General features: G+C 60.0%; 19 protein-coding genes. 8 read left to right on the forward strand and 11 right to left on the reverse strand.

All coding sequences use genetic code 11. The features are described 5' to 3' along the window. Window positions 1-278: 278 nt before the first annotated feature. Complete coding sequence (locus ISX84_RS19535; protein ID WP_442800631.1) at window positions 279-1,202, forward strand: LysR family transcriptional regulator; 924 nt, start codon at window positions 279-281, stop codon at window positions 1,200-1,202. A gap of 74 nt (window positions 1,203-1,276) precedes the next feature. Here ISX84_RS19535 and ISX84_RS19540 read toward each other — a convergent pair whose 3' ends face one another. The 6 genes from ISX84_RS19540 to ISX84_RS19565 form a co-directional block, all read right to left on the reverse strand. Then, window positions 1,277-2,287, reverse strand: coding sequence for an ABC transporter ATP-binding protein (locus ISX84_RS19540; RefSeq protein ID WP_195822089.1), 1,011 nt, complete (start codon window positions 2,285-2,287; stop codon window positions 1,277-1,279). Next, complete coding sequence (locus tag ISX84_RS19545) at window positions 2,284-3,312, reverse strand: Gfo/Idh/MocA family protein (protein ID WP_195822090.1); 1,029 nt, start codon at window positions 3,310-3,312, stop codon at window positions 2,284-2,286. The genes ISX84_RS19540 and ISX84_RS19545 overlap by 4 nt, the downstream gene beginning before the upstream one ends. After that, window positions 3,309-4,148, reverse strand: coding sequence for a carbohydrate ABC transporter permease (locus ISX84_RS19550; RefSeq protein ID WP_195822091.1), 840 nt, complete (start codon window positions 4,146-4,148; stop codon window positions 3,309-3,311). The genes ISX84_RS19545 and ISX84_RS19550 overlap by 4 nt, the downstream gene beginning before the upstream one ends. A gap of 10 nt (window positions 4,149-4,158) precedes the next feature. Beyond that, window positions 4,159-5,082, reverse strand: a complete 924-nt coding sequence (locus ISX84_RS19555; protein WP_195822092.1) for a carbohydrate ABC transporter permease — start codon at window positions 5,080-5,082, stop codon at window positions 4,159-4,161. 83 nt (window positions 5,083-5,165) lie between these two features. Then, the gene (locus ISX84_RS19560) at window positions 5,166-6,422 is read right to left on the reverse strand and encodes an ABC transporter substrate-binding protein (protein ID WP_195822093.1); all 1,257 of its coding nucleotides are present in this window, start codon (window positions 6,420-6,422) and stop codon (window positions 5,166-5,168) included. Beyond that, the gene (locus ISX84_RS19565; protein WP_195822094.1) at window positions 6,419-7,345 is read right to left on the reverse strand and encodes an N-acetylmuramic acid 6-phosphate etherase; all 927 of its coding nucleotides are present in this window, start codon (window positions 7,343-7,345) and stop codon (window positions 6,419-6,421) included. The genes ISX84_RS19560 and ISX84_RS19565 overlap by 4 nt, the downstream gene beginning before the upstream one ends. Window positions 7,346-7,503: 158 nt before the next feature. On the opposite strand from ISX84_RS19565, the gene ISX84_RS19570 reads away from it, so the two are divergent. From ISX84_RS19570 to nagA, 4 genes are read left to right on the forward strand one after another with little or no spacing between them, the layout of a single operon-like run. After that, window positions 7,504-8,397, forward strand: a complete 894-nt coding sequence (locus tag ISX84_RS19570) for a BadF/BadG/BcrA/BcrD ATPase family protein (protein ID WP_195822095.1) — start codon at window positions 7,504-7,506, stop codon at window positions 8,395-8,397. Then, a complete protein-coding gene (locus ISX84_RS19575) occupies window positions 8,394-9,152 on the forward strand; it encodes a GntR family transcriptional regulator (RefSeq protein WP_195822096.1) in 759 nt (252 codons plus the stop codon). The genes ISX84_RS19570 and ISX84_RS19575 overlap by 4 nt, the downstream gene beginning before the upstream one ends. 2 nt (window positions 9,153-9,154) lie before the next feature. Next, the gene (locus tag ISX84_RS19580; protein WP_195822097.1) at window positions 9,155-10,183 is read left to right on the forward strand and encodes an SIS domain-containing protein; all 1,029 of its coding nucleotides are present in this window, start codon (window positions 9,155-9,157) and stop codon (window positions 10,181-10,183) included. After that, complete coding sequence (gene nagA / locus ISX84_RS19585) at window positions 10,183-11,310, forward strand: N-acetylglucosamine-6-phosphate deacetylase (RefSeq protein ID WP_195822098.1); 1,128 nt, start codon at window positions 10,183-10,185, stop codon at window positions 11,308-11,310. The genes ISX84_RS19580 and nagA overlap by 1 nt, the downstream gene beginning before the upstream one ends. A 159-nt stretch (window positions 11,311-11,469) precedes the next feature. Here the strand turns inward: nagA and ISX84_RS19590 are convergent, their stop codons facing one another. Both ISX84_RS19590 and ISX84_RS19595 read right to left on the reverse strand, forming a co-directional pair. Further along, window positions 11,470-13,503, reverse strand: a complete 2,034-nt coding sequence (locus ISX84_RS19590; RefSeq protein ID WP_195822099.1) for a putative bifunctional diguanylate cyclase/phosphodiesterase — start codon at window positions 13,501-13,503, stop codon at window positions 11,470-11,472. A 23-nt stretch (window positions 13,504-13,526) separates the two neighbouring features. Then, window positions 13,527-14,159: a glutathione S-transferase family protein gene (locus tag ISX84_RS19595; RefSeq protein ID WP_195822100.1), complete on the reverse strand. Its 633-nt coding sequence runs from the start codon at window positions 14,157-14,159 to the stop codon at window positions 13,527-13,529. A 429-nt stretch (window positions 14,160-14,588) separates the two neighbouring features. On the opposite strand from ISX84_RS19595, the gene ISX84_RS19600 reads away from it, so the two are divergent. Both ISX84_RS19600 and ISX84_RS19605 read left to right on the forward strand, forming a co-directional pair. After that, window positions 14,589-16,313, forward strand: a complete 1,725-nt coding sequence (locus ISX84_RS19600; RefSeq protein ID WP_195822101.1) for an adenosylcobalamin-dependent ribonucleoside-diphosphate reductase — start codon at window positions 14,589-14,591, stop codon at window positions 16,311-16,313. Between the two features lie 19 nt (window positions 16,314-16,332). After that, window positions 16,333-16,608, forward strand: a complete 276-nt coding sequence (locus ISX84_RS19605; RefSeq protein ID WP_195822102.1) for a DUF1653 domain-containing protein — start codon at window positions 16,333-16,335, stop codon at window positions 16,606-16,608. Window positions 16,609-16,624: 16 nt separating this feature from the next. Here the strand turns inward: ISX84_RS19605 and ISX84_RS19610 are convergent, their stop codons facing one another. Continuing rightward, complete coding sequence (locus tag ISX84_RS19610; RefSeq protein WP_195822103.1) at window positions 16,625-17,407, reverse strand: LytTR family DNA-binding domain-containing protein; 783 nt, start codon at window positions 17,405-17,407, stop codon at window positions 16,625-16,627. Between the two features lie 88 nt (window positions 17,408-17,495). Here ISX84_RS19610 and ISX84_RS19615 point away from each other — a divergent pair, with 88 nt between their 5' ends. Next, the gene (locus tag ISX84_RS19615; RefSeq protein WP_195822104.1) at window positions 17,496-18,575 is read left to right on the forward strand and encodes a carcinine hydrolase/isopenicillin-N N-acyltransferase family protein; all 1,080 of its coding nucleotides are present in this window, start codon (window positions 17,496-17,498) and stop codon (window positions 18,573-18,575) included. Window positions 18,576-18,640: 65 nt separating this feature from the next. Here the strand turns inward: ISX84_RS19615 and ISX84_RS19620 are convergent, their stop codons facing one another. Beyond that, complete coding sequence (locus ISX84_RS19620) at window positions 18,641-20,923, reverse strand: mechanosensitive ion channel family protein (RefSeq protein ID WP_195822105.1); 2,283 nt, start codon at window positions 20,921-20,923, stop codon at window positions 18,641-18,643. Then, window positions 20,920-22,086 (reverse strand): 2Fe-2S iron-sulfur cluster-binding protein, encoded by a 1,167-nt coding sequence (locus tag ISX84_RS19625; RefSeq protein ID WP_195822106.1) that lies wholly within the window; start codon window positions 22,084-22,086, stop codon window positions 20,920-20,922. The genes ISX84_RS19620 and ISX84_RS19625 overlap by 4 nt, the downstream gene beginning before the upstream one ends. Window positions 22,087-22,372 lie beyond the last annotated feature (286 nt).

Here is a 22,372-nt window from a genome sequence, read left to right on the forward strand (position 1 = left end):
TATGCGCACCGTTGGCCATATCGAGATCAACCGGCTCGTAAGGCACGCCCAGCAGAGCCATCATCAACTCGACCCGGTGGCAGTGACCGGACTTTGGATTGCGATAGAGTTTTACCGGTGCTGCGGCGCGGGCATTGAGGGATGTCATGGCGGTCTCCTTGCATGACGGACATTGGTAGGTCCCGTCGGGTTCTTGGTTCCCGCTCTAGGTAAATCATTTTCCGCTTGAGAATAATGAGCCTCTGGTGAACTTCATTATTCCACGATAGAAAACAATGATGGCGATGGATCGACTTCAGGCCCTCAAGGTATTCGTTGCGGTGGCGGAAGCTGAAAGCTTCGCCGCCGGGGCGCGCGCGCTTGGGCTGAGTGCCCCCTCTGCAACGCGCGGGGTAAACGAGCTGGAAACATCGCTGGGTGTTCGCCTCTTCACCCGGACGACGCGGCAGGTCCGGCTGACCGATGTGGGCCGAACCTATCTGGACGATATACGCGAAGCGCTTGCGCGGCTTCAGGACGCGGACGATACGGCGGCAGGCACGGCAACCATGCCGGTGGGGCGGCTGCGCCTCACCTGCCCTAACGAGTTCGGCCGCATTTACGTATCGCCCATCCTTACCGAATATCTCGACATGTATCCGGCAATGACTGCCGATGTGGTGATGGTGGATCGGGTCGTCAATATGATCGAAGAGGGGTTCGACGTCGCGGTACGCATCGGCCCCCTGCCGTCCTCAAACCTCGTTGCCGTGCGCGTGGGACAGGTGCGCCGGGTCGTCTGCGGGGCACCGTCCTATTTCGCGAAACATGGCGTGCCGCAGTCACCGGCGGATCTTGCCGAACACCAGATCGTTGATGCGGCCCCAGTGAATACCGCGCGCGACTGGCGGTTTGCGCCGGGCAAGGGCCAGTTTGCCCCCGTATCGCCCCGCATGATCGTCACCAGCATCGGCGCGGCCATCGAAGTGGCCCGCAGTGGCTGGGGCCTGACCCGGGTGCTCTCCTATCAGATCGGCCCGGATCTAGAGGCCGGCACCCTTCGCACGGTCCTTGACGCATATGAGCCGGACATCCTGCCCATCCATCTGGTCCATGTGGAAGGTCGTCATGCGGCCACCAAGGTCCGCAGCTTTGTGGACCTTGCCACGAGACGCTTGCGCGACATCACGGTTCTGCGTGGCGCGGCCTTGCACAGGGATTAAGTTGATCCTGACGCCTCCGGCAGATCTGTCACCCGCTCAAAAGGATCGCACCGCCGCGGTCGAGTTGACTTGCCCTAAGCAGCCGCGTCGAAAATCCGCTCCTGAGCAGCGTCGAAGTAAAACGCATCCTCTGGCGCAAAGGCGAGGTGCACCACATCGCCCACTTCCGTCGGATCCTGTCCGAACAATCGGACGGTCACTGTTTCACCCTGGTCCGTCTTCACCAGCAGATTGGTGTCCCCGCCAAGGCGTTCGACATGGGTGACGACGCCCGAGAACTGACCCGACGGCGCAAGGCGAAGATGCTCCGGCCGGATGCCAATGGTCTGCCCGTCAGGCACCCCCGGGACGGAGCGTTCAAGGAAATTCATTGACGGTGACCCAAGGAAACTGGCGACAAACCGATTGGCGGGATTGTTGTACAGCTCCATCGGGGTGCCCACCTGCTCGACGCGCCCATCCCGCAGCACCACGATTTTATCAGCGAGGGTCATCGCCTCGATCTGATCATGGGTCACATAGATCATGGAGGCCGACAACGTGCGGTGCAGCTCCGCAATCTCGACGCGGGTGTTCATCCGCAGCGCGGCGTCCAGATTGGACAATGGCTCATCGAACAGGAACAGCTTCGGATCCCGTACGATCGCGCGACCGATGGCCACCCTCTGGCGCTGCCCCCCACTGAGTTCTGCAGGTCTGCGCGTGGCGTATTCTTCAAGGTCCAGCATCTTGCTGGCTTTGGACACCCGCTCTTCCACCACCGCTTTGGATTGGCCTTCCTGCTTCAGCCCCAGCCCCATATTGTCCTTGACCGTCAGATGCGGATAGAGCGCGTAGGATTGAAAGACCATTGCGATGCCGCGCTTGGCCGGGGGTACGGTATTCACGACATCATCGCCGATGGTGACCGTGCCGGAGGACGCATCCTCAAGCCCCGCGATCACCCGCAACAGGGTTGATTTCCCGCATCCCGAGGGGCCGACAAAGACGACAAATTCACCCTCTTCGACGGTCAGGTTGATGTCTTTCAACACATGCACCGAGCCAAAGAACTTGTTCACGTTTTCCAGTTTCAAAGCTGTCATGCGCTGTCTCCGAGGTAGATGGGTTTGCCGGTCCGGATACTCTCATCCGCTGCCAGGCAAATGCGGAGCGATTGCACCGCGTCATTCATATGGCGTGTCAGATCAATGTCGTTTCGGATCGCATGCACGATCCACGCCTGTTCAGCGTCACAGAGCGCCTGATGGCCGGGCTCGTCGGGCAAATCGATCAGGGTATCTCCCGCCGGGCGGTGCACCAGCACCCCCCCCACCTTGGTGTGCCCGTCAATATCGTCCGAGGCGCCCTTGTTGCCATCGGTGATGGAGACCGCACCGTTCGGGCTGATCACGTCTTTTACAAAGAAGGCGGTCTCCGACATCATCGGACCCCACCCCGCCTCGTACCAACCCACGGAACCGTCGTCGAAGGTAACCTGAAGCTGCCCGTAGTTGTACATGTCTGGTGCGATTTCATCGCTCAGCCGCAGCCCGATACCCTGCACCTGCACCGGGCGCGCATCGGTGATCTGGCACATCACATCAACGTAATGCACGCCACAATCCACCAGCGGCGAGGTGGTTTCCATCAGGGCTTTGTGGGTGTCCCAGGTCGCACCGTCCGATTGTTGATTGAGGTTCAGCCGGAACACATACGGCCCGCCAAGGCCGCGCGCTTCCGCGATCAACCGCACCCAGCTGGGGTGATGCCGCAGGATGTAACCCACGCCCAGCTTGCGGTTCAGCCGATGCGCCGTGTCCACCACGCGCTGCGCCTCCTCGGCGGTCATCGCCAGCGGCTTTTCCACGAAGACATGCGCGCCCGCTTCCATGGCGCGGATCGCATAGGCCGCATGCGTGTCCGTGTAGGTCGCAATGACGACAAGATCAGGGTGTGTGTCGGTCAGTGCCTTGTCGAAATCGGTATAGACCGGGTACCTCTGCAGCGCATCCGGCACCTCTATGGCGGACCGGTTCACGAGGCCGACGATCTCCGTCCCTGCCAGATTATGATGCGCCAGCGCGTGGCTGCGGCCCATATTGCCCAATCCTGCGATGAGAACCTTCATTTGACCGCCCCCGATGTGATGCCCCGGATGAGCTGGCGTGAGAAGATCACGTAGAGCACCATCACCGGCAGGATCGCCATCGACAGCGCCGACAGCACCGCATTCCAATCCGTCACGAATTGCCCGATAAAGACCTGGCTGCCGAGCGTCAGGGTTTTCACCTCTTCCGCCGGGGCGAGGATCAGCGGGAACCACAGGTCATTCCAGATCGGGATCATGTTGAACACCGCCACAGTTGCCATGGCCGGGCGGACCAGCGGCAAGACCAGACGGAAGAAGATTTTGTATTCAGACAGCCCATCAATACGGCCTGCGTTCTTAAGATCGTCCGAGACCCCTTTCATGAACTCGCTGAGAATGAAGACCGCAAGCGGCAGGCCCTGCGCCGTGTAGACAAGGATCAGCGCCACAAGGGTGTTCACCAGCCCGGTCGATACCATCATCTCCAGGATGGCCACGGTCCCGATCCGGATGGGGATCATGATCCCCAGCGCCAGATAGAGGCCCATCAGCGTGTTGCCCTTGAACCGATATTCCGCCAGTGCAAAGGCCGCCATGGCCCCGAACAGCAGGATCAGCGTCAGAGAGACCACCGTGACGATCATGGAATTCTGGAAGTAGAGAAAGAAATCCCCCTGCTTGAACACGGTCTGATAGCCGATGAGCGAAAACGTCTCCTCGGTCGGCAGGCCCAACGGGTCCCGAAAAATCGCGCGGCGTGTCTTGAAGCTGTTGATCAGGATCACGAAAACCGGGAACAGCGCGATGATCGTGTAGGTGATCAGAACGGCATGGGCCGCTATGGCGGTGCCGGGGATGCGTCGGGTCTGGGTCATCGTCTCACCCCTAGAACTGGTAGTTGCGCAGGCGGCGCTGGATGCCGAAGAGGTAGATGCAGACCCCAATCAGGATGATCCCGAACATGGCCGAGGCGATGGTGGAGCCCATATGCGGATCGCCCAGCTGCAACTGAAACCCAAAGAAGGTGCGGTACATGAAGGTGCCCAGAATATCCGTGCTGAAATCCGGCCCGGCCAGCGCGCCCTGCGCGGCATAGATCAGGTCAAAGGCATTGAAATTCGCCACGAAGGTTAGCACCGAAATGATCCCGATGGAGGGCAGGATGAGTGGCAGTTTGATCTTCCAGAACGCCGCCATGCCGGTGATCCCGTCACATTCCCCCGCCTCAAGGATTTCATCCGGGATCGACAGAAGCGCTGCATAGATCAGCATCATCGGGATACCCACGTACTGCCAGACGGACACCAGGCTCAGCGTTGTCAGCGCGTATTCCTCCTTGCCCAGCCAGGGCTGGTAGAGAAACTTCAGCCCAATCGCATCCAGCATGCCGGGTGCAATGCCCCAGATCGGCGACAGGATCAGTTTCCAGGCAAAACCAACGATGACAAAGGACAGGATGGTCGGGATGAAGATCGCAGAACGGTAAAACGCCGAGAACCGCAGCCGGGGTGACGACAGGATCGCGGCCAGCGCGATGCCGATCGGGTTTTGCACCAGCATGTGGATGAGAAAGAACCATCCGTTATTGGCCAGCGCGTTCCAGAACTGCTCTGACCAGATTGCATCCCCAAAGAGCGTGCGAAAGTTCTGCAGCCCGACCCAGATGCGCTCCTGATCGATCTCGGAATAGAGCGACAACCGCAGGGTATTAAAGAGCGGATAGATCATCACCGCCGTATAGACCAGCACGGCGGGCGCCAGAAAAACGACTATATGCCATCTGGTTTTTTGCTTTGAAGGCGCAGCCATGGGCCGTCTCCTGGGCGATGTGGGGAGAATACTATGCATCTCCGGGCGCACTCATGTCGCCCGGAGTTTCTCGGCAGCGCGCGTTACTGCTGCGGCGCGTACCAGCTGGCCAGCCCGTCCTGCAGACGTTTGCCCGCGTCCTCAGGGCTTTCATCGCCCTTGATCACCGCAACGGAGGCATTCCAGGTTTCGTTTTCCAGGTTCGGCGTGCCGCGCGACAGGATCTGATAGGTCGAGCGGATCGAGCTTTCACATGTGTCGCGCCAGGAGATGAACTCCTGTGCCAGCGGGTCTTCGAGCTCTACGGCGGCGTTCGACAGCGGGAAGAAACCCGGCAACGCATTGGCGAAGATGGTGGAGAACTCCGACGAGGCAACCCAGTTGAGGAAGGTTTTTGCCGCCTCGGGGCTGTCCGTCGCCGCGTTCATACCGATGCCGATATCCGTGTGATCGGAGATGTAGCAGGTATCACCAGCGTTCTGGACAGGTGGGTTGAAGGCACCCATCTCGAAATCCGCCTGGGCGTTGAAACCGGAGATTTCCCAACTGCCCGCTGGATAGATCGCCGCGCGCCCCAGCGTAAAGATGTTCTGGCTGTCTGGGTAGGTCTGCGCCTCATAGCCGTCGCCCATATAGTCGCCCCATTTGGCCAGTTGGCGATAGGGCGCGACCCAGCCTTCATCTGTCAGCTTCTGCTCTCCGGCGATCAGGGCATTCCGCCCCTCTTCGCCCTTCCAGTAGTTCGGACCGATGTTGTTGTACCCCATGGTCGCCGCTTCCCACTGGTCATTCGTGCCCATGGCCATCGGGATGTAATTTCCATCCTCCTTGAACGCCTCAAGGGCTGCAAAGAATTCCTCTTCGGTCTGCGGCACCGCGACGCCAACCTCTTCAAAGGCGTCCTTGTTGTAGATGAAACCGTGGATCACCGATGCCATCGGCACGCAATAGGTGGCGCTGCCATCATCCGTGGACCAGCCCGATTTCGCCACATCGGAAAAATTCGACATGCCCTGCATGCCGCTCAGATCGGCCAGATGACCGGCCTCATAGAGCGCCAGTGAGGCGTCGAAAGGACGGCAGGTGATGATGTCACCGGCAGAGCCCGCGTCCAGCTTGGAGTTGAGCACGGCATTGTATTCGGCGGGTGCGGAGGGCGTGAATTTCACCTTGATGTCCGGGTGCTCGGCCTCGAAGGCCGGAATGATCTTATCCTGCCAGATTGCGAGATCATCATTGCGCCAGCTCTCGATGGTCAGCTCCGCCTGTTGTGCCGTGGCCGCACTGGCACCCAGCAGCGTGGCTGCCAGCAAAACGCCCTTTAATGTATTGGTTTTCATTGGTTTCTCCCTTGGATTGAAGTCGTGTTCTGGTTTTTTGTTTTTGGTATGATGTGATGCAAACATGCGCGCAGGTGACCATTGTTGCGGGCCAACAGAGCCTGCGCTTCGCTCAAGTCTGCCCCGGCTGCGACAAGTGTCGCAAGTTTTGCATTGTACCCCGTCCGTCTCAGGGCCTCATCCGCATCATCGGCGGCAACGCCGGCAATGCGGGAGACGATGTGAGTAGCCCGCTGGCGAAGCTTGATGTTGTCGGGGTTCAGATTGATCATCAGGCCATCGTGCACATGCCCCAGCAACACGCCCACCTGAGTAGAAATCATGTTCAGGGCGGCCTTCTGCGCCGTCCCTGCCGCCAGCCGTGTGGAGCCTTCGACCACCTCTGGCGCGGTATTGAGCGAAATGGCAATGTCTGACGCTTGCAGCAGCGCGGTATTGGCGGCATTTGCAATCCCGATGACGGACGCTCCCCTTGCGCGTGCTGCATCGGCGAAGCCAAGCGCATAGGGCGTTGTGCCGCTCGCACTCACGACGATCGCGACATCATTTTCATCGACCGCACGGGCCGCGCGAACTGCGTCCTCGCGATCGTCCTCCGTACTGCCCGGCATCATACCCTCCGTGGGCACACCCCCGGCCATATGGATGCCTATTTGACCCGGCGGGATCTGAAACGTGCCCGGCAGTTCGCATGCGTCTGCGAGGGCCATCAGCCCTGAGCTTCCAGCGGCGGCGTAGTGCACTGTCCCTCCAGCGGCAACGGCGCGCGCGACCAGAGCACCGGCGGCGGAGATATCGGCAATCGCCGACCGCGCCGCCTCCAGAGCGTCAATATGCGACGTGAGCATTGCAGACATCGCATCACGGTCAGACAACTGATCTATTGCTGCGCTGCGACTGCATTGAGACCTATCAGTTTGCACGTTCGACTCCCAAGATTTCCAGATACAATACCTAAGTAATACCTTTTGTCTACCAATTTCTTCACTTATTAATAATTAGTTAAAAAATCGGCATTATCCGCGTCATTTGGTTTCTAATTGGATGTTGTATCTGCTAAAAGGTATGATATAGGTATCTCATGAGCATATTCTCTGCACATTTTCTGGTGGGCGTGGACGGCGGCGGAACCGGCTGTCGGGTTGTCATTGCCGATCCGGGTGGCACGCGGATAAGCGAGGCGCCCGGCGGCCCGGCAAACTTTGCAACCGACCCGGACGCAACGCTGAGGAACATCCTGTCCGCCCTGCAGGCCGCTGGATCAAGCGCAGGGCTCGCGGACGGGTGGCAAGGGAACTGCATTGCACATTTGGGGCTGGCCGGCGTGATGGACGCCTCGGATGCGGCGTCGGTTGCCGCTGCGATGTCTTTCAGAAAAACCGCCGTGACGGATGATCGGATAACCTCCCTCACCGGCGCGCTGAGGGAGGACGACGGGATACTGGCAGCCATCGGCACCGGAACCATCGTTGCGTCGAAATCCGGCCATGCGGTGCGATATTTCGGAGGCTGGGGTCATGATCTGGCGGACCAGGCGTCCGGCGGATGGCTCGGGCATAACGCCCTGCGGCGTGCGATGCTGGCGCAAGACGGGCTCACGAAGCATTCTGACCTCACAACGGCCCTTCTGGCGCATTTCAACGACGCACCCAACGAGATTGTGCAGTTCACCAAGGACGCCGCGCCGGGTGACTACGCCAGCTTTGCGCCTCTGGTGGTTGAGGCCGCCCGGCAGGGTGATCCAAACGCGCTGACCCTTATGCAGTGGGGCGCAGAGTACCTGAACACCTGCATCGCGACGGTGGGTCTGAAGTATGGCGACAAACTCTGTCTCGCAGGTGGGGTCGGCCCGCACTACGAACCCTATGTCGACGCTGGGTTCAGAAAGCACATTCATCCGTCCGCCGGCTCCGCGCTGGACGGCGCACTGCACCTGGCGCAGCAGCATCTGCACAGCATGGGGGAGGTGTCATGAGCGTTGCCGACTTCCTGGAACCCGCGGATTGGTTTCGCCACGATGGCGGGCCGAGGTACGTTCAACTGCGTCAACGTCTGAGCGAAGGCGTGTCCAAAGGCATTCTGCCGCCGGGCAGCCCCCTGCCCCCCGAGCGCGAAATAGCCTCCATCACGGATTTCTCACGCGTGACCGTGCGCAAGGCGATCCAATCCCTGGCAGAAGACGGCACCATTGTTCAGAAACAGGGTTCCGGCTCTTTCATCTCTTCCAAGCCCGAGCGGATCGAGCAGAAACTATCCCGGCTGACCTCTTTCTCCGAAGATATGGAGCGGCGCGGCAAGGCCTCGACCTCCCGCTGGCTGGAGCGCGGCCTCTTCATCCCGTCCCCAGATGAAATGACCTCACTGGGCTTGTCATCAGAGGACTCCGTGGCGCGTATCACGCGATTGCGGATGGCGGATGGCGAACCCATCGCGATTGAACGCGCCTCGCTGCCCACGGATATCCTGCCCAACCCGCTGGCCGTCGAAACCTCGCTCTATGAAACGCTGGAGCAGGACGGGCATCGGCCGGTTCGGGCGCTCCAGAAAATCTCCGCGATCAATCTTGCGCTGGCGGATGCCGAACTGCTGGCCGTTTCACCGGGCGACGCAGGTCTGCGGATTGAACGCACCTCCTACCTTGCCACCGGGCGCGTCGCGGAATTCACGCAATCGATCTATCGCGGCGATTCCTACAATTTTGTTGCCGAACTCAGGCTATCCAAGGAATAACCATGTCTGCCCAAACACATATGCGACGGGAGATTCTCGAAATCCCCGCTGTCGTCGATACGCTTCTCACCAAGGGTGCAGGGTCGATAGAAGCAGCGGCAGCGGCGTTGCAGGCCGCTGATCCCCACTTCATGATCTCGGTTGCCCGAGGGTCTTCCGACCATGCCGCGACCTACTTCAAATATGCCTGTGAGCTTGTGGCGGGTATTCCGGTTGCATCGGTCGGACCGTCCGTGTCCTCCATCTATGAGCGCGAGCTGTCCCTGTCACACTGCGCCTGCCTGTCGATTTCACAGTCGGGCAAAAGCCCGGACATTGTGCAATTGGCCAGGATGGCAACCGCTCAGGGCGCGCTGAGCCTTGCGCTCACCAATCACACGGACAGTGATCTTGCACGTGTGAGCACCCACGCCATCGATTTGCACGCCGGAGCGGAACTGAGCGTGGCGGCGACCAAGACGTTCGTGACCTCCGCCATCTCTGCCGTCTGGCTGCTGGCGGAATGGCAAAGGGACGCAGACCTGTTGCGGGCACTTCACGCCCTGCCCGAGGCGCTGGAGAGTGCGGCCCAAATGGACTGGGGCGCATTGGCCGCGGACATCGCATCGCGGCAATCGCTTTTCTGTCTGGGGCGCGGGCCGGTGCTGGCCATCTCGAACGAGGCCGCGCTGAAATTCAAGGAGACCTGTCAGCTGCACGCGGAATCCTACTCGTCCGCCGAAGTGTTGCACGGGCCGGTGTCCATCGTGGAACAGGGTTTTCCCGTCATCGCCCTGACCGCCACGGACCAAGCGGAATCCTCTCTTGTAGACGTGGCCGACCAGATCGCAGGCAAAGGCGCATCGGTCTTTGTGACATCCGATAAGGCGTCAAAAGCCGGTTGCCTGCCCTGTGTCCGCACGGCGCATCCCTTGCTCGATCCGATTTCGCTGATCGTGTCGTTCTACGCGATGGTCGAACAGGTTGCCTTGTCGCGCGGGATAAATCCCGACGAACCGCGGCACCTCAAGAAAGTAACGGAAACGGTGTGATGAAACGGGCGCTGACCGGAGCGGATATTTTCGACGGGCGACATCTCCATACCGGAAAGGCGCTCCTGCTGGACGGCGGAATTTTTCGCGGGATTGTCGCACTGGACGCCGTGCCTGCAGATTTCAAAGAGGAAGCATTGCCCGGGGGCACCATCCTGCCGGGATTTGTGGATCTGCAGGTCAATGGCGGCGGCGGCGTGATGTTCAACGACAAAACCTCGCCCGACGGCCTCAGGGTCATCGCGGAGGCCCATGCAACCACCGGCACGCGCGCCCTGCTGCCGACCCTGATCACCGATACACCGGCGCGCACGCGGGCGGCAGTGGACGCTGTTGAGGCCGCTATCCGGGACAAGATACCCGGGATTATTGGCATTCACCTAGAGGGGCCGCATCTGTCCATCGCGCGGAAAGGCGCGCATGACCCTGCGTTGATACGCCCGATGACAGATGCCGATGAAACCTTTCTTTTGCAGACGGCACAACGCCTGCCGAATGTCATGCTGACAGTCGCCCCGGAGAACGTGACATCGGCCCAGATCGCGCGGCTCTCCCAGGCGGGGGTGATCGTGTCTTTGGGTCACACCGATTGCACCATGGCTGAGGCCGAAGCGGCTTTTGATGTCGGCGCGCGTTGCGTCACGCACCTCTTTAACGCCATGAGCCAGATGGGCAACCGGGAGCCGGGGCTTGTTGGGGCAGCCCTCGACACTGCGGCCGTTTCAGCCGGATTGATTGCGGACGACATCCACGTCCACCCGGCCAGCATGCGCGTCGCCCTTTTGTCCAAACAGGGCCCCGGCACGATTTTTCTCGTGACGGATGCCATGTCGACGGTTGGCTCAGACATTCGGGAACTCAAACTGAACGGTCGGCGCATATTGCGACAGCACGGTCGGCTGACCTTGGAAGACGGGACCCTCGCAGGCGCTGATCTGGAGCTGTCCCGCGCGCTTTCGATACTTGTCCATAAAATGGGTGTTCCCAAGGAACAGGCCTTTGCCATGGCGACCTCATCTCCTGCACAGGTCTTGTCCCGCCCGGGCATGGCGGGGAGATTTGCCGAGAACGAGGCCTCCAGCGCAATTCTTCTGGACGAGCGCTTGAAGTATCTGCGCGGTCTCTAAAGTACCGCGACACTGACTTTCAAAGGGGCCGGTTTTAGTTGGGTGTTCAGGGCGCATTCGATCATCCTCTTGCCGGATGCCGTCGGGAGGGTGGAGCAATTCTCGGGCACCGGGCGGCGATGAGCAAAACGCAAGACATAGTCGCGGCTCTGGCAGGTCTCAGTTGGCGTCCGCGCCGACCTCGTTGAGCGGCGCCGGGCGCGCAATGAAAAACCCTTGAATCTGGTCGCACTGATGAAGGGCGAGCCAGTCATATTGATCTTGGGTTTCGACGCCTTCGGCAACGATCGTGGCGCCAATCTGTTTCCCCAGCGACAGGATCAGACGGATGATCGGGCCGGATTTTGGAAGCTGGCTCACGAAGGACTGATCAATCTTGACGCAACTTAGGGGAATTCGGGAGATGTAGGATAGATTGGAGTATCCGGTACCGAAATCATCAATTGCGATCCGGTACCCCATATCGGTGATCTCTTTCAGCTTGGATGCGATGTCGTCAAGGTCGCCGATCAGAACGTTCTCGGTGATTTCCAACTCTATCCTGTCGGTCGGGAAGCCGGGTTTCTTTGCAAAGGTTTCCAGCATTTCCGTGAGCCGGTCATCCGCGAACTGACGCGGCGAGATGTTGAGGGAAAGATGCATGTATTCCCCGGCTTCCTGCCATCTCATTGCCTGCTCGAAACCGAGCTCCAGAACTTGCTGCCCAAGATGGTCGATCATGCCGGTCTCTTCGCAGATCGGGATGAACTTGTTGGGGCCCACGACGCCCTTTTCAGGGTGGTTCCAACGCACCAGACCTTCCATGGACACGACATTTCCGGACCGAAGATCGATCCTGGGCTGGTAGTACAGGACGAATTCGCGCCGCTTCAGTGCCGCTTCAATCTCCGCCTTGAAGCGCGCGCGGTCCAACGCGGCAGCGCCCATTTCATCGGTGTAGGTCGTGTATCTGTTCCGACCCTCGCGCTTTGACTGATAGAGCGCGATGTCGGCCTGACGCAGTGCGGATTCGAAATCGGTTTGCGCCGGGGCGAAATCCGTGATGCCCATGCTGACATTGACATCGATATTGGTTGGCCCCTGCCCGACAGGCCCCGACAGGTTGCGGAACAGGGCCTTTGCCTTTTGATGGGGGTGCACACAGCCTACGTCTTCATAGAGCAGAATGGCAAACTCGTCGCCGCCGAGGCGCACCACGATATCCTCGGGGCCAACCGCCTCCTGCGCACGCACTGCAAGCTCTTTCAACACGTTGTCACCCGCTTCGTGCCCGAAGGTATCATTGACACTCTTGAAGCGGTCCACGTCGAAATAAACCAGCGTGCATTGCATTGCCTCGGTGCTGGCAAGGCCTTCGATGAGCCGGTGCATGAAGGCCCGGTTGTAGCATCCCGTCAGCTGATCTCTGTCAGCAAGGTAGCGCGCCTTGTCCCGCGCAATTTTCAGCTCGCTGACATCGAATGCCGTCAGCAAAACGGCCGGTTGGCCGGTGACAGCATCGCTGCAGAGTTTGGCGGAGAGATCAAACCAACGCTTGCCGGTCGAGGTCTTTACCTTGGCAACCATCCGATGTTCACCGGAACCATCCAGTTCGAACATCATCACGTGGTAATCTTTTGAGTTTACAAAAAGTTTCAGGAAGCTGATGGACGGACCGCCGATGGAGTTACGCGCCGCCGGGTTCATGTAGAGCGCCGGACCGTCGAGTTCGAAAAGAGCAATCTTCACGTCCGTATGCAACAACGCTTCGGCGCTGCGCAGATTGTCCGGCTCGCTGTCCGCCCTTTCGAGCACTTCGCACTGCATCGCCATGCGGCCGTCCGGCAGGCGGAATCCGCGAAAAGCGACGCTGGAACTGACGGGTTTGCCGTTAGGATACAACGTCCACATTTCGCGGAACGTGGTCTGACGCTCAATGAAATCTGTCTGGTATTGCTTCAGTCTTTTGGCGACCGTGGACGACATGCCCTTGGACATGTCTCGCGCACAGAGATCTTCTTCGCTCTCTGCCTGCCACATCCGGCAGGCCTGTGCATTCGCATAGACGACCCGGCAGTTGTCGACATCATAGACCCAGACAGGGGTCGACAGATTCCGCGCGCCCGAAAATAGATCGAGAACAGCATGCGCTTCACTGGCGATGTGGTCAGTGTCGCTGATGTCCTCTTCCGATTTCGCCTTCTTTGCGTGCATCTGGGATTACCTTTGAAATCGGGTCAGGCGGCCTTGCCCTCCTGAAATCCGAGTTTCGAAAGGGGTCGGAACCCCTTGGTCGCACAAACATCCCCAATCCAGCGCGTGATGTTCGGATAGTCACGCATCGACAGGCCTGCTTCCTCCAGGACGTGCACGTATCCAAAAACACCGATATCGGCGACAGAATATCCAGACCCCACCATGAATTGAAACTCACGCAAGTGTTCGTCCAGTCGCGCAAGACCCGGGGCCGCTGCATTCTGCCAGTTTTCGATATCGGCGGCGCGGGCCTCGCGTTCCTCTGGCAGGATTGTCGTGAAAAAGCGGGCCGGTGAGATGAAGGGCTCCAGTTTGGACTGCTCGAAATACATCCATTGCAGCGCCTGCGCACGCTCGGCCTTGTTCTGCGGCATCAGGTGCGTTCCCTCGGCCACGTACCAGAGCATCGCATTGCTTTCGCCCAAACCATGGCCATCTTCCGTCACCATATAGGGGACCACCCCATTTGGATTGATCTCAAGGAACCAGTCGGTCTTCTGCTCACCCGCCAGAACGTCCACCAGACGAAGCTCGAACGGGGTCTGAAGCTGGTGCAGCGCCAGCCAGGGCTTGAAACAATTGCCCGACCCCAGGCACGCATATAGTTTGATCATTAAAAATACCCATCGTTGAATCCGACCGTCCGAGTTCATTATTTTGCAAACGTTAACCCAGCTTGAACAGGAGGCTTGCGGTGCGGGGTTTCTCCCGACAATGTCTTTCAAATTTGGGCTAATTCAGAACGGTCAAGACCCCGCGGAGGGCCGACGTATTCAATGCCGGTTTCCTCACACCACACGTCCTCAGGACCGGCTGGTGTCAATGAAAGCAGCGCCGCAAATCAGCCCGATCCGGCTCTGGAATAGGCAACCGACCTTCAAATCGTTAAGATCTTGGAGGAAGTGACGCGTGATTGGGCAACACTCCCAAACTCACGCGGATTTTAAGATTCTTGTTTACCATCTTTTAACTTTAAACCTGATCTTAACACTTTGAATCAAACTCTTCGCTAAGCGTCCTCACCAGATAAGGGGATGTCAAAAATGCGAAGTGAAGCAAATCTTGTTCCGCAAAACACCAACTCGGAAAATCCAATTGCGCATCGTATCTGGAGCGCCAAGTATCAGTATCGCTCTCAGGGGCGCGCCGTGGATCAAACGGTTTCTGACACATGGAAACGGGTCGCCCACGGGCTGACGGAGAATGAAAAGCCATCCGACCGGCAGGCCGTAGCGTCGCAATTCTACGATGCCATGGCATCCTACAAACTGTTGCCGGGCGGGCGCATCCTTTCGGGGTGCGGGACCGCGCGCGATGTGACGCTGTCCAATACCTTTGTCATGCAAGAAATTCCCGATTCAGTCGAAGGCATCATGGACACCGCCAAACAGGCGGCGCTGACAATGAAGATGGGCGGCGGCATCGGGTTCGATTTCTCGACCCTGCGCCCCAAGGGCACCGGGGTCGCTGGTCTGGATTGCCCTGCGGCGGGACCGCTTGCCGCAATGGATATCTGCAATTCGGTCTGCAAGATGGTGGTCAGTGGCATGGGCCGCGGCGCGATGATGGCAACGCTGCGCTGTGACCACCCGGACATCGAGGCCTTCATCTCGGCCAAGGAAGCCTCTGCAGAGCTGAGAAACTTCAACTTGTCGGTCATGATCACCGATGACTTCATGGAGGCCGTGCGTAAGAACGACGACTGGAACCTGACCTGGAATGGCTGGACGTTGCGGCAGATAAAGGCACGGGAACTTTGGGACAAGATCCTGACAACGAACTATGAAACAGCGGAACCCGGTGTCCTGTTCATTGATCGGATCAACACGCTCAACACGCTCAACTACCTTGAAAGCATCTCCTCGACCAACTCCTGCGCGGAACAGCCGCTGCCGCCGAACGGGACCTGTCCGCTGGCCTCGATCAACCTGGCGCGACTGGTAAGATCGCCGTTTCAGCCCGGGGCCACAATGGACCTGGAGGAGTTGAAGCGCCTGGCCAAGATCGCCGTGCGAATGCTGGACAATGCGATTGATGTGTCGCGGTTCGCGGTCGAGGCGCAAAAAGGCGAAGCGCAAGCCAAACGCCGCATCGGCATTGGCGTCACCGGGGTCGCGGACGCGCTGATGATGCTCGGCCTGCGCTACGGGTCCGAACCGGCGGCGGAGGTACTGACGCAGTGGATGCGCACCCTGCAAAACGCGACCTACCTTGCCTCGTCAAAGCTCGCGGCAGAGCGGGGCAGCTTCCCGCTCTTTGACAGCACGCGGCACCAGAAACACGAAAACATCCGCAAGCTTGACCCGGACGTCCGACAGGCGATCATGCGCAATGGGCTGCGCAACGGCCTGCTGACCACGATCGCCCCCACAGGCACAACATCGATGTACGCGGGCAACGTCTCCTCCGGGATCGAGCCGATCTTTTCCGCCTCCTACCAGCGGCTGTTCAGCAATCCCGATGGCAGCAAGTCGCTGGAGGCGGTGGAAGACTATGCCATCTGGCTGCACCGCCGTATTTTCGGGGAGGACGCCGCGCTGCCCGAGGCTTTCGTGACCGCGATGGACCTTGAGCCGGCAGATCACGTGGCCATGCAGGCGGCTGCGCAGGCCTGGGTGGACAGCGGCATTTCGAAAACCGTGAATTGCCCGGTAGATATGCCCTTTGAGCTCTTCAAGGACGTCTACATGAAGGCTTATGATAGCGGCTGCAAGGGGTGCACGACCTTCCGCCCCAATGCCGTCACGGGGTCTATCCTCTCGACGTAATCAGGTGATGGGGCAGAACATGATACGACGCGCACTTCAGGCCAGCGGTCGGATATTGAGCGGCTGGCGGGGGACGGCTCCCCCCGCCGCAACATGGCCCGATACGAACCAACCCGGTGGTGACGCCATCTGGACACCGACACATCGACACCGCAAGGGCGGGCTCTACCGCGTGCTGTCCGAAGGTATCCTGGAGGCAGATCGCAGTGCTGTCGTGATCTATGATGATGCGGAGGGCACCGTGTGGGTCCGCGCGTCCAGCGAGTTCTGGGACGGCAGGTTCACAGCGATCTGACCACCGCGCCGTGGCGTCAGAACAAAACCCCGGCCTCTGACGCCTTCTGGCGGAATGTCCGGCCAAGGGGAACAAGGCTGCCATCGGTCAGCTCCAACACCGCCCTGCCATCCACATTTCGTCGGGCAACGACCGCCGCGCGCGCAACCCAGTGGGAGCGATGCACTTGCACGCCCGTCTCCGCTCCGGTTTCTTCAATGGCATCCTTGAAACGCATGCCGACAAGGCTGCGGCCCTGATCCGTGATGACTTCGACATAGTGATCCTGCGCCGCCAGGCGGATCAGCCGACCGCGCCGTGCACCGGGCAGGCGGCGCAGCAGCATGGGCTCTGGTGCCGCCGCTATCGGCGTGGCATCTGCTGGCGACAGGAGTTTGATCATTGTGCCGATGGACAGGATGACCACGGCGCATTGCACGTATAGCTCGGCCATCCCTGCCCTGCCGATGCAGGACCCAAAGGCACAGGCGATGCCATTCACGACCGTCATCGCGGGCAAGGCCGCGACCACGGACGCCATGGGCACCCAGATCACAGCAGGCCAGCCCATGCGCCGGCGCGCCCGTTCCACGACAAAAAACACCAATTGTACCGGGATCGCCGTGCCAAAGACGATCAGCGCCCAGTAGAGATATCGCTGCACCTCAAGAAAATGCATGTCCGTCCCGAAGGGCCCCACAAGACCCGTCAACAAGGCGATCAGAATCAGGACGCAAACCCGCCTGCGCGTGCCAAAAAGCTCGGCAACCGCCTCTGCGAAAACCGCCCTGAGGGTGTTGTTCGCGAACTCTGCAGGCATTTCACGAAACTCCGCTTGAGTGTGCGTCAATCGATGCGTCATCCCGTCGGGCACAGGATTGCAACCGACAGATGCAGAGGATCGTAACATGGTTTTTCGAATTCAGGAATTGCTCGGCAAGAGACATTCCGCTTGGTCGCTGGCCGCGATCACATGTGTGGTGGCGCCTGCGGTGCTGGCCTGTTCAACCATGGCACTCGGCCCCGCCGGATCGAGGGTGATTGCCTATAGCTATGACACCTCGGCGACCGGGGCGGGCTATGTCTTTGTGAACCCCCGGGGTGGGACCCGCACGTCCATCATGGAAGACAGTACGGCGCGCTGGCTCACCGAGCATGGTAGCGTCACGTTCAATCAGATGGGATTTGGCATGCCGACGGCGGGCATGAATACCGCAGGGCTGTTCGTCTCGCTGATGTGGAACGACGACGCTGCATTTCCTGCCGCGAAGAGCACGGACATCCTGAATGAACTGGAGCTGATCCAATTGCTGCTGGACCGCGCGGCATCCGTTGAAGAGGCCGTAAGCCTTGCGCGAGATACCTCCGTGCAGGCGATGGTCTCGATCCACTACTTCGTTGCAGACGCCACCGGTGCGACGGCAGCACTCACACCAACACGTGACGGAATGACGGCGCACCTGGGACGTGATATGCCCGTTCCGGCACTGACCAACTCGGACTATGACGACCTTCTGGCCGGACTGGCGACGTTCGACGGGTTTGGCGGCAGCAAACCCCTGCCGGTGTCGAAGGCACATGAGCGCAGCAGCCTGAACCGATTTGTCCTGGCGGCACACGCCACCCACTCCGGATCGACGGATGGCTTTTCCGCGCTGGAGGACGTTGAAAACGATCAGACACGCTGGCAGATCGTGGCGTCACCGACGGAGCAGACCATCCAATTTACGCTGACCGACACCACATCGCAGGGGCGCATCGTGATGGGAGATATCGATTTCAGCTGCCGCGACAGCGTGACCGGACTGAACCTCGAAACCGCCCACACGACGGGCGATACTTTGGATTTCACTCAGCCCTCCACCGCGGAGATGACGGATGTTCTGTCCAACGTGCTGGCCGGTTTTGCGGATACGATAGGCATGCCGCTGGAATGGGCCGGACCGATCGTAAAAGCGCAGATGGGATCCTTTACCTGCCCTGACTAGGCGCGCACCTTGATGCCCCCTACCCGGCCAAACATCCCCGTAAAGGAGGGACCTTGCAAAGCCACCTAGGGCTCATCCGGGACAACGCCCGGTGCCACGGGCTGGGCAATGGCATCCTGGGCGGCGGCAGTGACAGCCTTGCGCTCTTCTTCCGTCAGCGGCTGGTCACCCGCGATCTCGACCTTCACGTTGCGCTCGGCCATGCGGATGCCATTGGCCTCGAAAGCGTCGCGCACCTTCTGATAGGCATCGCGCCGCACCAGCCATTGCTCGCCCGGCCGGGTCATGAATTTCACACCCACGACCATGTTGAACTCTTCCATCCGCCGCACACCCTGCGATTTCAGCGTGTCCAGAATACTGTCGCCATAATGCTCGTTGGCCTTCAGCTCGGCCCCGACCTTCTTGACGATCTTCTTGACCAGTTGCAGGTCCGTGTCGAAGGGCACGCGGAACTCCAGTTTCATGATCACCCAGTCGCGCGAATAGTTGGTCATGGACTTCAGCTCACCAAAGGGCAGCGTGTGCACCGCGCCGCGGTGATGCCGGATCTGCAGCGACCGGATGGAGATTTTCTCTACCGTGCCCCGCAGCTGGTCGATCTCGACATATTCGCCGACGCGAAACGCATCATCGACAAGGAAGAAGATGCCGGACACCACGTCCTTGACCAGCGACTGCGCGCCAAAGCCGATGGCGATGCCCATAACGCTCGCGCCTGCGAGGATCGGCGCGATGTTGACCCCCATCGAGGACAGGACCGACATCACCACCATGCTGAGCAATGTGACCATCAGCACAACACGCAGCAGCGGCAGCAGGGTCGCCATCCGTGCCTCTGGCCCCGGGGCCTGCCCGTCCTCGGGGGGCTTGTAGGCGGCCAAGCGGCGATCAATCGACGATTTGCCCCAGGTCCAGATCAGATCGGCAATCAGCACCGCCGCCGCGCTGTCGATCAGGATGGAAAACAGCCGCTGCGCAACGGTGGGGTTTTCCGAATTCTCGAAGATGCCCGCATTCCAGATCAGCGCCAGCGTCAGCCCGAGGGCGATGAACATGGCAAAGCGGATCAACCGCTGGGCTATGGGCCGGTAGGTTTCGTAGGGGTCGACAATGGGCGCAGGCTCGACCGGCTCGTCCTCTTCGATGGCGGTATCTACAGGCTCCGATGGCGCGGGCGTCGTCGCCTTCTCCGCCTTTGCCCGGAAATCCGCGATGACCTGGTCAAAGGTCATATCCGTCCACGCCCGCAACAGCTTGAGGATCGGAATGGCCAGACCGATGCTGAGCACTGTCCACATCAAGGCCCGCACGTCAAAGAGCCATGTGACAAAGACCAGCGCGCTCAAAAGGCTGAGATGAATACGCCAGCGGGCCATCGCGCGGTCGGAAAGGACATCGGTGTGCTTCTTGGCCTGCGCAAAACAGATTGCAATCAGCAGGAGTGCGACCGCCAGCAGCAAGACGGCAAAGAGCACCGCCACAGAGAGCGTTTCCGGCGCCATGCCGCCCTGTTCCGGCGCCATGCCGCCCTGCACATCCGATGTTGTGAGCTGATCAAAGACGTCGATCAGCGAGACGGCAAAGACGACCATCGCGGAAAAGAACATGATGGCCTGCCCGGTAACCCGCGCCATTTTATCCCCCACGGGCAAGAGCCGCAGTTGTGGCACACGCGGGGCGAGGAAAAGCTTGGTCAGCGAATTGATCGCCCGGACGATGAGGATCCCCACCAGCGCGGCAAGGATCAGCGTGCGCAGCAGTGGCGGCCAGTCGATGGTGGAGAAGGCCCCGATGCTGCCGATGGCAAACATCGTCAGACCGACAAAGGCCAGCGCCGTCCGGGTCAGCGCCGCAAAGAGCCGCTCTCTGGGGCGTTTGAAGGTGCTGAACTCGATCCGCCGTCGCAGGGGGTTGGTGTATTGGCGGGACAGCCATTCCAGCCCCGCCCCGAAGAACAGGAAGATCAGCGCGAAGGTCAGGCTGCGCACCCGCCGGTCCGGTGTCAGCTGCGCGCGCCACTTCTGTGCGATGACCTCGGGTGCCTCACCGAAACTGGCCCAGGCCGCGCTCAGATCGGCGACGCGCGCGCCGACATGGTCCGTGGCCTCCGCCAGCTGTTCGCGAATGGATTTGATGTTCTGCGGCGCGGCGGCTTCGGCGTCATTTGCCTGTTCCTGCATCCAGTTCTGAATGCGGTCATCCGCAAGAAGCCGGGTGAATTCATGCAGGTCGTTTGCAGAGGGGGCATCGATGGTGGGTGCCGCGTCCTGCGCGGTGGCCAGCGCGGTCGAGAGTATCAGGAGGAGGGCCGCAAGCCCTGCCTTGATGCGCAGGAGGCCGATCATGCCGGGGCCTCTGCAGGTGCGGTGACCGGGTCCGGTTGTTCGAAATCCCGGTCCTTGAAACTGTAATCTGCCGGATACAGCGGATCGACTTCCAGAAATCCGCCCGAGGGTGTCAGCTGGCAGGCAAGGCGCACATCTTCCGCGGCACCGATGCGGCGCAGCGTTTTCATCTCCAGCGCCGTGGGCTCCGGCAGGGGGAATTCCGACGAGACGATACGCACCGCACATGTGCCGCAGCGCCCGCGCCCCTCGCACAGACTGGCGTGGGGTTTATGGTTCTGTTTGAAACTGTCCAAAACGCTCAGATTTGATCGAGTGGTGATGGGCTGCGCATCACCATGCTTCAGCAGGACGAGCTGTGTCGGCTGCAGCGCCAGTCTTATGGACCTGGCAACAAAGGTCAGTGCGGCCAGAACAAGAGACCACCAGATCACCTGACTGGTTGCGGTTTTCACAGTCTGATAGGCCACCCTTTGCACCGCGGGTGCCGCGGGCTGTGGGGCCTCAGCCGTTGCCGTCGGCGCAGTATAGGCCTGCGCACTTGCCCTTTGCGCAGCTTGCGCGTCTACCAGCACCCCTCGCCCGGCTTCCGCAAAGCCAAGGAGCGCCAAGACCGGGACCGCAACAGCGATGGGATAGATCCAGCCGAGCATGTTGCGCATGCTTTCCTTGGACCGCAGCCAGGTAAAGAGACCGGCGCAGCCATGCACCCAGACGACCGAGAGCAGGACAACCTGCAACAATCCAATCTGGGGCTGCGCGAGCCAGAAAAACCGGGTGGCGGCGGCGTAGTCAAAGGTCACGCCGTTGATTTTTAGGGAGGCAACCCCAATCGCATGGGTGGCCAGCAGCGGCACCACGATCACACCGGAGAGAAGCTGCACCAGGTCCTGCGGGTTCGTGCGCAGGGTCGGGCGTCGATAAATCGCCCACAGCCCGAGACAGAAATGGATCACCAGGGCGCTCAGCAGCAGCGGACCCAACATCAGCGATGCCCAGATCTCGGACAGGTAAGGGCGGGCCGCGTCCATCGCCTCGAGTGAGATCACGCCGAGGCTGAGGTTCAGCAAATGGCTGGTCACGAATATCAGCAGGAATAGTCCTGACCAGATGCGCATGGTGCGCACGATCAGTCCGGAGCGCGTTCCCTTGGCTCGGTTCATACGATCTGTCCCTTACAACGGCCCTGCAGCTTGACCTACGGAGCCAGATACGCGTTTTCGCGATTATTCACGGACTTTCGGGATTCTGGCATGGCTTTGCAACCCGCCTGACGTTGATGACGCTTCTCGGCGGACAAGAAATCGCCTTCACGCACTTCATTGTCGGTATTGAACATCAGGTAGATTTTGACCTCCAAGTGATTGCCTGACCTAAGTCAGCCATGCAGCGCTTGGATCAAGCTGCAGCAAATAGCCGGAAAGAGCCCATTTTAATTATGCTGCGCGT

The sequence above is a fragment of the Roseobacter sp. MH60115 genome (assembly GCF_015644665.1).
GTDB lineage: Bacteria > Pseudomonadota > Alphaproteobacteria > Rhodobacterales > Rhodobacteraceae > Roseobacter.